The organism is Leptothrix sp. (in: b-proteobacteria) (assembly GCF_965250675.1).
Classification (GTDB): domain Bacteria; phylum Pseudomonadota; class Gammaproteobacteria; order Burkholderiales; family Burkholderiaceae_C; genus Sphaerotilus.
The window spans coordinates 879487-892534 of sequence record NZ_CBDFPH010000001.1; the positions used below are offsets into that span (position 1 = coordinate 879487).

Here is a 13048-nt window from a genome sequence, read left to right on the forward strand (position 1 = left end):
TGGAAACTACAACAGCAACGCCTTGAGTCCGAACTTCCCTGGTGCAGCGGCCCAACATGATGTGGCGCCGCGCAGATCCATCTCCCTCGTCGCCATGCCCGGCGCCGGCAAGTCCACCGCCGGACGCCACTTGGCGCATGCGCTGAACGTGCCGTTTGTTGACGCTGATACCGAGATCGAGCGTCGCATCGGCTCGTCGATACGGGCATTTTTCGAGCGCGAGGGCGAACCGGCCTTTCGTGATCTGGAGGCGAACGTGATTGCCGAACTGGCGCAGGGCGGGCAGCAGATCGTGCTGGCCACGGGCGGTGGCTCGGTGCTGCGGCCGGCTAACCGCGAGGCGCTGCGCGAGGGCACCACGGTGGTCTATCTGCGCGCCAACCCCGAGGAGCTGTTTCGCCGTCTGCGCCACGATACCCAGCGGCCGCTGCTGCAGGTGAGTGACCCGCAGCGCAAGCTGCGCGAGCTGTTCCGGGACCGCGACCCTCTCTACCGCGAGACAGCGCATTTCGTGATCGAGACGGGCCGGCCGTCGGTGGGCACGCTGGTCAACATGATCCTGATGCAGCTGGAGTTGGCCGGTCTGGTCGACCCGCAACGCGTGCCGTCCAGCGTGCTGCCCAAGGCGCCGCGACCGCTGGCCTGAAGGGGGCGCCGCTAAACTGCGGCGCATGAATCAAGCCTCTCTTTCTGCAGTTTCTGTTGTCCCGGCGCCCGCCCGCGTGACGGTCGCGCTGGCCGAGCGCAGCTACGACATCCTGATCGGCAGCGGCCTGCTGCAAGACGCCGCCAGCTGGACCGGTCTGCCCAAGTCGGACACCGCCCTGGTCGTCACCAACACCACGGTTGCGCCGCTGTATGCCGCGCAGGTCGAGCAGGCGCTGCAACGCCACTACCGCCGCGTGCTGCGCGTCGAGTTGCCCGATGGCGAAGCGCACAAGGACTGGCAGACGCTCAACCTGATCTTCGATCGCCTGCTGGCCGAAACCTGCGACCGCAAGACGGTGCTGGTGGCCGTGGGTGGCGGCGTGATCGGCGACATGACCGGCTTTGCCGCCGCCTGCTACATGCGCGGCGTGCCCTTCGTGCAGGTGCCGACCACGCTGCTGGCGCAGGTCGACTCCTCCGTGGGCGGCAAGACCGCCGTGAACCACCCGCTGGGCAAGAACATGGTGGGCGCGTTCTACCAGCCGGTGCGGGTGATCTGTGACCTGGACACGCTCGACACCCTGCCGCAGCGCGAGATTGCCGCTGGCCTGGCCGAGATCATCAAGTACGGCCCGATTGCCGACGCCGAGTTCCTGAGCTGGATCGAAGCCCACGTCGACGCCCTGGTGGCGCGCGACAAGGTGGCGCTGGCGCATGCGGTGCAGCGCTCGTGCGAGATCAAGGCGGCGGTGGTGGGCAGCGACGAGCGCGAGAGCGGCCTGCGCGCCACGCTCAACTTCGGTCACACCTTCGGCCACGCCATCGAAGCCGGCCTGGGTTATGGCGAGTGGCTGCATGGCGAGGCCGTGGGCTGCGGCATGGTGATGGCGGCGGACCTGTCGGTGCGCCTGGGGCTGATGCCGGCCGAGTTTCTGCCACGCGTGAAGGCGCTGTGCGAGCGCGCTGGCCTGCCCGTACGCGGCCCGGCGCTGGGCGTGGACCGCTACCTGGAGCTGATGCGGCTGGACAAGAAATCCGAGGCTGGCGAAATCCGCTTCGTCGTGATCGACGCGCTCGGCAGCGCCCGCATGCAGGCCGCGCCCGATGCGCTGGTGCGCGAAGTCATCGCCGCCCACACGGCTGGATGAGGCGGCCGCGATGAAGGTTGCCGCCGTGGTTCCTGCTGTTGTTTCGGCTGCCGTTCCGGCTGTTATTCCGGTTCTTGCCGGCTTGTCGCCCTGGGCGTCTGACCCGTTGCGCAGCCTGGGGCGCCGCTATCCGGAGCCTGCCGCGCCCACGCGCAACCCGTTCCAGCGCGACCGGGACCGCATCGTCCACAGCACGGCGTTCCGGCGCCTGGTCTACAAGACGCAGGTGTTCCTGAACCACGAGGGCGACCTGTTCCGCACCCGGCTGACGCACACGCTGGAGGTGGCGCAGCTGGGCCGTTCGATCGCGCGCAGCCTGGGGCTGCATGAGGATCTGGTCGAGGCGGTGGCGCTGGCGCATGACCTGGGCCACACGCCGTTCGGCCATGCCGGGCAGGACGCGCTGCATGCCTGCATGAAGACGCATGGCGGCTTCGAGCACAACCTGCAGAGCCTTCGCGTGGTCGACGTGCTGGAGCAGCGCTACGCCAACTTCGACGGCCTGAACCTGAGCTTCGAGACCCGCGAGGGCATCCTCAAGCACTGCCCGCTGCGCGTGGCGCGCTGGATCGAGGCGCACGAGCCCGGCGGCATCGGCCGCCGTTTCATCGACCGCACCCAGCCAAGCCTCGAAGCGCAACTGGCCAATCTGGCCGACGAGATCGCCTACAACGCGCACGATGTGGACGACGGCGTGCGTTCCGGACTGATCACGCTGGAGCAGGTCTGCGAGTTGCCGCTGCTGGCCGAGCACCGCGATGCCGCGCTGCGCGAGCACCCGCAACTCGCCCAGGCCAAGCAGCGCCGGCTGTTGTACGAGACGCTGCGCCGCATGCTGTCGGCCCAGGTCTATGACGTGATCGACGCCACGCAGGCGGCCATCGCACAGCACCGGCCCGCCAGCGCGGAAGAGGCGCGCCAGCTGCCGCCGCTGGTGCAGTTCAGCCCCGCCATGCGCGCAGCCAGCACGCAGCTCAAGCGCTTTCTGTACCGCGAGCTTTACCACCATCCGCAGGTGCTGGAGATGACCGACCGCGCCCAGCGCGTGGTGCGCGAACTGTTTGCGGCCTACGTGGCGCAGCCGACTGAAATGCCCGCCGACTACGCCCAGTCCCCGCTGCCGCACCGCACGGTGGCCGACTATATCGCCGGCATGACGGATCGGTTCGCGATCCGTGAGCATGAGCGGCTGACGGGGTTGCGGCTGTTCTGAGCGGGCTTCAGCCCTCGGTCGGCAGGAAACCCTCGATCGACAGGTAACGCTCGCCGGTGTCGTAGTTGAAGCCCAGCACGCGAGCACCCGCGCCCAGTTCAGGCAGCTTCTGCGCGATGGCCGCCAGCGTGGCGCCGCTGGAGATGCCGACCAGCAGGCCTTCCTCACGGGCGCTGCGGCGCGCCATTTCGCGGGCAGGCTCGGCGTCGACCTGGATCACGCCGTCGAGCAGTGCGGTGTGCAGGTTCTTCGGGATGAAGCCCGCGCCGATGCCCTGGATCGGGTGCGGGGCTGGTGCGCCGCCGCTGATCACGGGCGAGGCGGCCGGCTCGACCGCAAACACCTTCAGGTTCGGCCAGGCGGCTTTGAGCACCTGCGCGCAGCCGGTGATGTGGCCGCCGGTGCCGACGCCGGTGATGAGTGCGTCCAGCCCGTCAGGAAAATCGGCCAGGATTTCCTGCGCGGTGGTACGCACGTGCACGGCGATGTTGGCCTCGTTCTCGAACTGCTGCGGCATCCAGGCGCCGGCTGTTTCAGCCACGAGGGCCTGGGCCTTGGCGATGGCGCCTTTCATGCCTTCGGCGCGAGGCGTCAGCACGAACTGCGCGCCGTAGGCCAGCATCAGGCGGCGGCGCTCGATGCTCATGCTGTCGGGCATCACCAGCACCAGCTTGTAGCCCTTGACGGCCGCGACCATCGCCAGGCCGATGCCGGTGTTGCCCGAGGTCGGCTCGACGATGGTGCCGCCGGCCTGCAGCGCACCGCTGGCCTCGGCCGACTCGACCATGGCCAGGGCAATGCGGTCCTTGATCGAGCCGCCCGGGTTGCTGCGCTCGGACTTGATCCAGACCTGCGCCTCCGCGCCGAACAGGCGGTTGATGCGGATGTGCGGCGTGTTGCCGATGGTGGCGAGAACGTTGGCTGCTTTCATGCGAGTGCTCCTGATCGGTTTTGGGGTGAAACGTGTGCGCGGTGAAACATCAGGCTGCATGGTGCCCGGCGAACGGGTGGATGTCGACTGGCGATCACAATCAAGCTTGCTACCTGTCCGCATACCTGCCCGCACTGTGTCCATCCATGGCCCGCCTGCCCCGACTTGCCTTGCCCGATCTGCCGCACCACGTCATCCAGCGCGGCCACAACCGTCAGCCGGTTTTCATGGACGATGAAGACCGCCGCGCCTATCTGGATGCGCTGCGCGAGGCCGCCGCGCAGAACAAGGTGGCGGTACACGCCTATGTGCTGATGGACGAGCACGTGCACCTGCTGCTGACGCCGCCGAGCGCCGAAGCCCTGAGCCGGCTGCTGCAGGCGCTGGGGCGGCGCTACGTGGCGGGGTTCAATCGGCGCCATGGCCGGGTCGGCACGCTCTGGGAGGGTCGTTTTCGCGCCACGGTGCTGGAGCCCCAGCCCTGGCTGCTGGCCTGCGCCCGTTATATCGAACAGAACCCGCAGCGCACCGGCCTGGTGACGCAGGCGGTGGACTGGCCCTGGTCGAGCGCCGCGCACCACCTGGGCCGCCGGCGCGACCCGATCATCACCGAACCCGCGCTGTTCTGGGCGCTGGGCAACACCCCGTTCGAGCGCGAGTTGGCGTGGCGCCATCTGCTGGATGAGCCGCTGCCCGCTGCACAGGTCAGTGCGCTGACCGACAGCGCCCTCAAGGGCTGGGCCCTGGGCTCGGGTGCGTTTCTTGCAGAGATCGGCGGCTCGACTGAGCGGCCACTGGGTCCACGTGCCCGGGGTCGACCGGTGCGCGCACTGCCGCAGGGCGGTGCAGACGGATCGGTGCTGTCATGAACCAATTCGGTGCGATGTGCGTCGATGAGTCTGTCCCCATTTAAATCGGGTCGTTGCAAGGATCAATTTTTAATTGAGTCTGACCCCAATTATTATTTCTTGAAGCTTACGCTGCACTGCAGTAAATTGCGTGCGTTTTCAGTCATCGCTAGGAGTGCGCCATGAGCCAGGCAGCCTCGGGACCCGAGTCCCAAGTCCCTACCACCCGTTCCGAGATCGCCGCGCTTGCCGCCGGCGGTCTGTATGACCCTGCCAACGAGCATGACGCCTGCGGCGTCGGTTTCGTCGCGCACATCAAGGGCCAGAAAGCGCACTCGATCGTCGAGCAGGGTCTGAAGATCCTCGAAAACCTCGACCACCGCGGCGCCGTGGGCGCGGACGCGCTGATGGGCGATGGCGCCGGCATCCTGATCCAGATTCCCGACGAGTTCTTCCGCGCCGAAATGGCCGCGCAAGGCGTTGCGCTGCCGCCGCTGGGCGAGTACGGCGTCGGCATGATCTTCCTGCCCAAGGAGCATGCCAGCCGCCTGGCCTGCGAGCAGGAAGTCGAGCGCGCCATCAAGGCTGAAGGCCAGGTGCTGCTGGGCTGGCGCGACGTGCCGGTGGACAAGGACATGCCCATGTCGCCCACCGTGCGCACCACCGAACCGGTGATCCGCCAGGTCTTCATCGGCCGTGGCGCCGACGTGATCGTGCCCGACGCGCTCGAACGCAAGCTCTACGTCATCCGCAAGACCGCCTCGGCCGCGATCCAGGCGCTCAAGCTGACGCACAGCCGCGAGTACTACGTGCCCAGCATGTCGTGCCGCACCATCATCTACAAGGGCCTGCTGCTGGCCGACCAGGTGGGCAAGTACTACCTCGACCTGCAGAACCCGGCCTGCACCTCGGCGCTCGCCCTGGTCCACCAGCGTTTCAGCACCAACACCTTCCCCGAGTGGCCGCTGGCCCACCCGTACCGGATGGTGGCGCACAACGGCGAGATCAACACCGTCAAGGGCAACTTCAACTGGATGCGCGCCCGCGAAGGCGTCATGAAGTCGCCGGTGCTGGGTGACGACCTGCAGAAGCTCTACCCGATCAGCTTCGAAGGCCAGTCGGACACCGCCACGTTCGACAACGCGCTGGAGTTGCTGACGATGTCGGGCTACTCGCTCGCCCACGCCGCGATGATGATGATCCCCGAGGCCTGGGAACAGCACACCACGATGGACGAGCGCCGCCGCGCGTTCTATGAATACCACGCCGCGATGATCGAGCCGTGGGACGGCCCGGCCGCGATGGTCTTCACCGACGGCAAGCAGATCGGTGCCACGCTGGACCGCAACGGCCTGCGCCCGGCGCGCTACATCGTCACCGACGACGACCTGGTCGTGATGGCCTCGGAAACCGGCGTGCTGCCGATGATTCCCGAGAACAAGATCATCAAGAAGTGGCGCCTGCAGCCGGGCAAGATGTTCCTGATCGACTTCGAGCAGGGCCGCATCGTCGACGACGAGGAGCTGAAGAACCAGTTCGCCTCGGCCAAGCCCTACCGGCAGTGGATCGAGAACGTGCGCATCAAGCTCGACGCCATTCCGGCCGACGGCGCTGCGCCCGTGGCGACCGAGTCGCTGCTCGACCGCCAGCAGGCGTTCGGCTACACCCAGGAAGACCTCAAGTTCCTGATGGCGCCGATGGCAGCCACTGGCGAAGAAGGCATCGGCTCGATGGGCAACGACAGCCCGCTCGCCGTGCTCTCGGACAAGAACAAGCCGCTCTACAACTACTTCAAGCAGTTGTTCGCGCAGGTCACGAACCCGCCGATCGACCCGATCCGCGAAGCCATCGTGATGTCGCTCAACAGCTTCATCGGCCCCAAGCCCAACCTGCTCGACATCAACGCGGTCAACCCGCCGATGCGTCTGGAAGTGGCGCAGCCGGTGCTGGACTTCGCCGACATGGCGCGCCTGCGCGGCATCGAGGCCCACACCGGCGGCAAGTTCAAGAGCTACACGCTCAACATCACCTACCCGCTGATCTGGGGCCATGAGGGTGTCGAGGCCAAGCTCGCTTCGCTGTGCGCCGAGGCCGTGGACGCGCTCAAGGGCGGCCACAACATCCTGATCATCAGCGACCGGGCGATGGACCGCGCCCACGTGGCAATTCCCGCGCTGCTGGCGCTGTCGGCCATCCACCACCATCTGGTGCGTGAAGGCCTGCGCACGACCGCCGGCCTGGTGGTCGAGACCGGCTCGGCGCGCGAGGTGCACAACTTTGCCGTGCTGGCGGGCTACGGCGCCGAAGCCGTCCACCCCTACCTGGCGATGGAAACGCTGGCCGACCTGCACAAGGACCTGGCCGGCAACCTGAGCGCCGACAAGGCGATCTACAACTACGTCAAGGCCGTGGGCAAGGGCCTGTCGAAGATCATGTCCAAGATGGGCGTGTCGACCTACATGTCCTACTGTGGCGCGCAGTTGTTCGAGGCCATCGGCCTGAACCGCGACCTGGTGGCCAAGTACTTCCGTGGCACCCCGACGCAGGTCGAGGGCATCGGCGTCTTCGAAGTGGCCGAGGAAGCGATCCGCAACCACCGCGCCGCCTTCGGTGACGACCCGATCCTTGAGACCATGCTCGACGCCGGCGGCGAATACGCCTGGCGCGCGCGCGGCGAAGACCACATGTGGACGCCGGATGCCATCGCCAAGCTGCAGCACAGCACGCGCTCGGGCAAGTTCGACACCTACAAGGAATACGCCCAGATCATCAACGACCAGAACAAGCGTCACCTGACGCTGCGTGGTCTGTTCGAGTTCAAGCTCGACCCGAGCAAGGCGATTTCCGTTGATGAAGTCGAGTCGGCGGCCGAGATCGTCAAGCGCTTCGCCACCGGTGCCATGTCGCTGGGCTCGATCAGCACCGAGGCGCACAGCACGCTGGCGCTGGCGATGAACCGCATCGGCGGCAAGTCCAACACCGGCGAAGGCGGCGAAGATCCGGCGCGTTATCGCAATGAGTTGAAGGGCATCAAGATCACCGATGGCACCAAGGTGTCGGACGTGATTGGCACCAAGGTCATCGAAGCCGACTACGCGATGAAGGACGGCGACAGCCTGCGCTCGAAGATCAAGCAGGTTGCGTCCGGCCGCTTCGGTGTCACGACCGAGTACCTGGTCTCGGCTGACCAGATCCAGATCAAGATGGCCCAGGGCGCCAAGCCGGGCGAGGGTGGCCAGCTGCCGGGCGGCAAGGTCTCCGAGTACATCGGCCGCCTGCGCCACTCGGTGCCGGGCGTGGGCCTCATCAGCCCGCCGCCGCACCATGACATCTACTCGATCGAGGATCTGGCGCAGCTGATCCATGACCTGAAGAACGTCAACCCGGCATCGAGCATCAGCGTCAAGCTGGTCTCCGAAGTGGGCGTGGGCACCATCGCTGCCGGCGTGACCAAGTGCAAGGCCGATCACATCGTGATCGCTGGCCATGACGGTGGCACGGGCGCTTCGCCCTGGTCGTCGATCAAGCATTGCGGCACGCCCTGGGAACTCGGCCTGGCCGAAACCCAGCAGACCCTGGTGCTGAACCGCCTGCGTGGCCGCGTGCGCGTGCAGGCCGACGGCCAGATGAAGACCGGCCGCGACGTCGTCATCGGCGCGCTGCTGGGCGCTGACGAGTTCGGCTTCGCGACCGCGCCGCTGGTGGTCGAGGGCTGCATCATGATGCGCAAGTGCCACCTCAACACCTGCCCGGTCGGCGTCGCGACGCAGGATCCGGTGCTGCGCAAGAAGTTCACCGGCAAGCCCGAGCACGTCGTCAACTTCTTCTTCTTCATTGCTGAAGAAGCGCGCCAGATCATGGCGCAACTGGGCATCCGCAAGTTCGACGAGCTGATCGGCCGTGCCGACCTGCTCGACACCAAGAAGGCGATCCAGCACTGGAAGGCCAAGGGCCTGGACTTCAGCCGCATCTTCCACCAGCCGGCCGTGCCGGCCGAGGTGCCGCGCCTGCACGTGTCCGAGCAGGACCACGGCCTGACCAAGGCGCTGGACGTCAAGCTGATCGAGAAGGCCCGCGCGGCGATCGAGAAGGGCGAGAAAGTCCAGTTCATGGAAGACGTGCGCAACGTCAACCGCTCGGTCGGCGCCATGCTGTCGGGCGAGCTGATCAAGCACCACCCGGACGGTCTGCCTGACCAGAGCATCTTCGTGCAGATGGAAGGCACCGGCGGCCAGAGCTTCGGCGCTTTCCTGGCCAACGGCATCACCTTCTACCTGATCGGCGAGTCCAACGACTACACCGGCAAGGGCCTCTCGGGCGGCCGCATCGTGGTGCGTCCGTCGATCGAGTTCCGCGGCGACGCCGCCAAGAACATCATCGTCGGCAACACGGTGCTGATCGGCGCGACCAGCGGCGAGGCCTTCTTCCGCGGCGTGGCCGGCGAGCGTTTCGCCGTGCGCCTGTCGGGTGCGACCACGGTGGTCGAAGGCACCGGCGACCACGGTTGCGAGTACATGACCGGCGGCACGGTGGCGGTGCTGGGCAAGACCGGCCGCAACTTCGCGGCGGGCATGTCCGGTGGCGTGGCTTATGTGTACGACGAGGACGGCAGCTTCGCCAGCCGCTGCAACACCGCGATGGTGGCGCTCGACAAGGTGCTGACCGCCGCCGAGCAGGAAGCCGGCGTCGACCTGGCGCTCTGGCACAAGGGCCAGACCGACGAGGCGCTGCTCAAGAAGCTGGTCGAGGATCACCACCGCTGGACGGGCTCGCTGCGCGCCCGTGACATTCTGGACAACTGGAGCGAAGCCCGCGCCAAGTTCGTCAAGGTGTTCCCGCACGAGTACAAGCGCGCACTCGGCGAGATGAACGCCACCAAGCAGGCCGACGCGACCATCGCCAAGGCCAAGGGCAACGACCAGGGCGACAAGAAGTCCCCGAAGTCGGTTCCGGCAAAGTAAGGAGTCAGGCAATCATGGGTAAGGTCACAGGTTTCATGGAGTTCGAGCGCCTCGAAGAGGGCTACGAGCCAGTCGAGAAGCGCGTCAAGAACTACAAGGAGTTCGTCATCGGCCTGAAGGCCGACGACTCCAAGGTGCAGGCTGCACGCTGCATGGACTGCGGCACGCCGTTCTGCAACAACGGCTGCCCGGTCAACAACATCATTCCGGACTTCAACGATCTGGTTTATCGCGGTGACTGGAAGAACGCCATCACCGTGCTGCACAGCACCAACAACTTCCCCGAGTTCACCGGCCGCATCTGCCCCGCCCCGTGCGAGGCGGCCTGCACGCTGAACGTGAACGACGACGCGGTGGGCATCAAGTCGATCGAGCACGCGATCATCGACCGCGCCTGGGCTGAGGGCTGGGTCACGCCGCAGCCGGCCAAGGTCAAGACCGGCAAGAAGGTGGCGGTGGTCGGCTCCGGCCCCGCCGGCATGGCCGCTGCGCAGCAGCTGGCACGCGCTGGTCATGACGTGACGCTGTTCGAGAAGAACGACCGCGTCGGTGGCCTGCTGCGCTACGGCATCCCCGACTTCAAGATGGAGAAGACCCACATCGACCGTCGCGTCAAGCAGATGGAAGCCGAAGGCGTGGTCTTCCGTACCGGCGTGCTGGTCGGCGCGCTGCCCAAGGACACCAAGGTCACCAACTGGGCGACCGAGACCGTGACGCCCGAGCAGCTCAAGGCCGAGTTCGACGCCGTGCTGCTGACGGGCGGCTCCGAGCAGAGCCGCGACCTGCCGGTGCCTGGCCGTGACCTGAACGGCGTGCACTTCGCGATGGAGTTCCTGCCGCAGCAGAACAAGGTCAACCACGGCGGCAAGGTCGACGGCCAGATCATGGCCACGGCCAAGAACGTGATCGTGATCGGTGGCGGCGACACCGGCAGTGACTGCGTCGGCACCAGCACCCGCCACGGCGCGGTCAGCGTGACGCAGTTCGAGGTCATGCCCCAGCCGCCGGTGGAAGAAAACCGCCCGATGACGTGGCCGTACTGGCCGCTCAAGCTGCGCACCAGCTCCAGCCACGACGAGAGCCAGGACAAGGGCATCCTCCATCGTGAGTTCGCGGTGTCGACCAAGGAATTCATCGGCGAGAAGGGCAAGCTCACCGGCCTCAAGACCGTGAACGTCGAGTTCAAGGACGGCAAGCTGGTCGAGATCGCCGGCTCCGAGAAGGAATACAAGGCCGACCTCGTGCTGCTGGCGATGGGCTTCGTCAACCCTGTGGCGACCGTGCTGGATGCCTTCGGCATCGAGAAGGACGCCCGCGGCAACGCCAAGGCCGGCGTGGACGTTGTCGGTGGCTACAAGACCAACGTCGACAAGGTCTTCGTGGCGGGCGACATGCGCCGCGGCCAGTCGCTGGTGGTGTGGGCGATCCGTGAAGGCCGCCAAGCCGCCCGCTCGGTCGACGAGTTCCTGATGGGCAGCAGCACGCTGCCGCGCTGAACGAACGTACTTCGCGTTCCTCAAAAAACCGCCTTCGGGCGGTTTTGTTTTGTTTGGCCTTTTCAAGACAGAAAAACGGCGGCTTGGTACTTTCCCCTATCATTCGCCCGGTCGTGAATCTCATCACGGTCTGGTTTGATCATCCGCAACGTGCCTCTGCCGCTTCCCTCCTTCATCGCTCCGCCGGTTTCGCCTGCACTGGTCGAGTTGCGTCACGTGACCTGTGGTTACGGCGATCGCATCATCCTGCGCGACGTGAACCTGACCGTGCCGCGTGGCTCGGTGGTGGCCTTGATGGGCACGTCGGGTGGCGGCAAGACCACGGTGCTGAGGCTGATCGGGCGGCAGATTCCTGCCATGTCGGGCCAGGTGCTGTTCGATGGTCAGGATGTGGCCGGCTTCAACCGTGCCGAGTTGACGGCTGCGCGGCGCCGCATGGGCCTGCTGTTCCAGTTCGGGGCGCTGTTCACCGATCTGTCGGTGTTCGAGAACGTGGCCTTTCCGCTGCGTGAACACACTGACCTGAGCGAAGCCATGATCCGCGATCTGGTGCTGATGAAACTCAACGCAGTGGGCCTGCGCGGTGCGCGCGACCTGATGCCCAGCGAGGTGTCCGGTGGCATGGCGCGCCGGGTGGCGCTGGCGCGGGCCGTGGCGCTGGATCCTGAGCTGATCATGTACGACGAGCCGTTTGCCGGGCTCGACCCCATCTCGATGGGCGTGGCCGCCCGCCTGATCCGCGAGTTGAATGATGCGCTGGGCGTGACCAGCATCGTGGTGTCGCACGACGTCGATGAGACCTTCTCGATCGCCGACCACGTGATCTTCATCGCCAACGGCGGCATCGCCGCGCAAGGCACGCCCGAAGAATTGCGCCGCAGCGATGACCCGCTGGTACGGCAGTTCGTCAGTGCCGCGCCCGATGGGCCGGTGCGCTTTCACTATCCCGCCGTGTCGGTGGCGCAAGACTTCGGTATCGATCTGCCGGAGGCGCAGCCATGAAAGACTGGTTCAGCAGCGTCGGGTTGGCCACGCGCGAAAAACTGGCTGGTCTTGGGCTGGCAGCGCGCCTGCTGCTGCGCCTGCTGGTGCTCAGCCCGGGCGGGTTGCGTCGCTGGCGGCTGGTGGTCGATCAGGTGCATTTCCTTGGCAACCACTCGCTGGCCATCATCGGCGTGTCGGGTTTGTTCGTGGGCTTCGTGCTGGGCCTGCAAGGTTATTACACGCTGCAGCGCTACGGCTCGTCCGAGGCGCTGGGCCTGCTGGTGGCGCTGTCGCTGGTGCGTGAACTCGGGCCGGTGGTGGCCGCACTGCTGTTCGCGGGCCGTGCGGGTACGTCGCTGACAGCCGAGATCGGTCTGATGAAGTCCGGCGAGCAGCTCTCCGCCATGGAAATGATGGCCGTCGACCCGGTCCAGCGCGTGCTGGTGCCGCGTTTTCTGGGCGGACTGATCGCGCTGCCGATCCTGGCCGCAGTGTTCAGCGCGGTGGGCATCGTCGGCGGCTGGGGCGTGGGCGTGGTGCTGATCGGCGTGGACGCCGGCGCCTTCTGGTCGCAGATGCAAGGCGGCGTGGATGTGTTCAAGGACGTCGGCAACGGCGTCATCAAGAGTGTGGTGTTCGCGTTGACGGTGACTTTTGTCGCCCTGCTGCAAGGCTACGAGTGCAAGCCCACGCCGGAAGGCGTGGCGCGCGCCACGACACGCACCGTGGTGGTGGCCTCGCTGGCCGTGCTGGCGCTGGATTTCATCCTCACCGCGATGATGTTTTCGATCTGAGGCGGCGCATCGAGACGCCGAAGGC

At 66.4% G+C, this 13048-nt stretch carries 9 protein-coding genes; 8 read left to right on the forward strand and 1 reads right to left on the reverse strand.

Annotation, left to right across the window (positions count from 1 at the left end; genetic code table 11):
* The first annotated feature begins 94 nt into the window (after nucleotides 1–94).
* Genes AC5IG3_RS03960 through AC5IG3_RS03970 form a run of 3 tightly spaced genes read left to right on the forward strand, consistent with a single transcriptional unit; the run spans nucleotide 95 to nucleotide 3009 of the window.
* A complete protein-coding gene (locus tag AC5IG3_RS03960; RefSeq protein ID WP_491904975.1) occupies nucleotides 95–646 on the forward strand; it encodes a shikimate kinase in 552 nt (183 codons plus the stop codon).
* 25 nt (nucleotides 647–671) lie between these two features.
* Nucleotides 672–1796 (forward strand): 3-dehydroquinate synthase, encoded by a 1125-nt coding sequence (aroB, locus tag AC5IG3_RS03965; protein WP_491904976.1) that lies wholly within the window; start codon nucleotides 672–674, stop codon nucleotides 1794–1796.
* A 10-nt stretch (nucleotides 1797–1806) separates the two neighbouring features.
* Complete coding sequence (locus tag AC5IG3_RS03970; RefSeq protein ID WP_491904977.1) at nucleotides 1807–3009, forward strand: deoxyguanosinetriphosphate triphosphohydrolase; 1203 nt, start codon at nucleotides 1807–1809, stop codon at nucleotides 3007–3009.
* A 7-nt stretch (nucleotides 3010–3016) separates the two neighbouring features.
* Here AC5IG3_RS03970 and cysK read toward each other — a convergent pair whose 3' ends face one another.
* Nucleotides 3017–3940 (reverse strand): cysteine synthase A, encoded by a 924-nt coding sequence (gene cysK, locus AC5IG3_RS03975; protein ID WP_491904978.1) that lies wholly within the window; start codon nucleotides 3938–3940, stop codon nucleotides 3017–3019.
* Between the two features lie 146 nt (nucleotides 3941–4086).
* On the opposite strand from cysK, the gene AC5IG3_RS03980 reads away from it, so the two are divergent.
* The 5 genes from AC5IG3_RS03980 (at nucleotide 4087) to mlaE (ending at nucleotide 13023) form a co-directional block, all read left to right on the forward strand.
* Nucleotides 4087–4809: a transposase gene (locus tag AC5IG3_RS03980; protein WP_491904979.1), complete on the forward strand. Its 723-nt coding sequence runs from the start codon at nucleotides 4087–4089 to the stop codon at nucleotides 4807–4809.
* Nucleotides 4810–4970: 161 nt separating this feature from the next.
* On the forward strand, nucleotides 4971–9749 hold the full coding sequence (locus AC5IG3_RS03985) for a glutamate synthase-related protein (protein ID WP_491904980.1): 4779 nt from the start codon (nucleotides 4971–4973) through the stop codon (nucleotides 9747–9749).
* Nucleotides 9750–9763: 14 nt separating this feature from the next.
* Nucleotides 9764–11245 carry a glutamate synthase subunit beta gene (locus tag AC5IG3_RS03990; RefSeq protein WP_491904981.1) on the forward strand — a complete coding sequence of 494 codons (1482 nt, stop codon included), beginning with the start codon at nucleotides 9764–9766 and terminating at the stop codon, nucleotides 11243–11245.
* 150 nt (nucleotides 11246–11395) lie between these two features.
* A complete protein-coding gene (locus tag AC5IG3_RS03995) occupies nucleotides 11396–12247 on the forward strand; it encodes an ABC transporter ATP-binding protein (protein WP_491904982.1) in 852 nt (283 codons plus the stop codon).
* Nucleotides 12244–13023 (forward strand): lipid asymmetry maintenance ABC transporter permease subunit MlaE, encoded by a 780-nt coding sequence (gene mlaE, locus AC5IG3_RS04000; RefSeq protein WP_491904983.1) that lies wholly within the window; start codon nucleotides 12244–12246, stop codon nucleotides 13021–13023. Before AC5IG3_RS03995 ends, mlaE begins: the two co-directional genes overlap by 4 nt.
* Nucleotides 13024–13048: the final 25 nt, after the last annotated feature.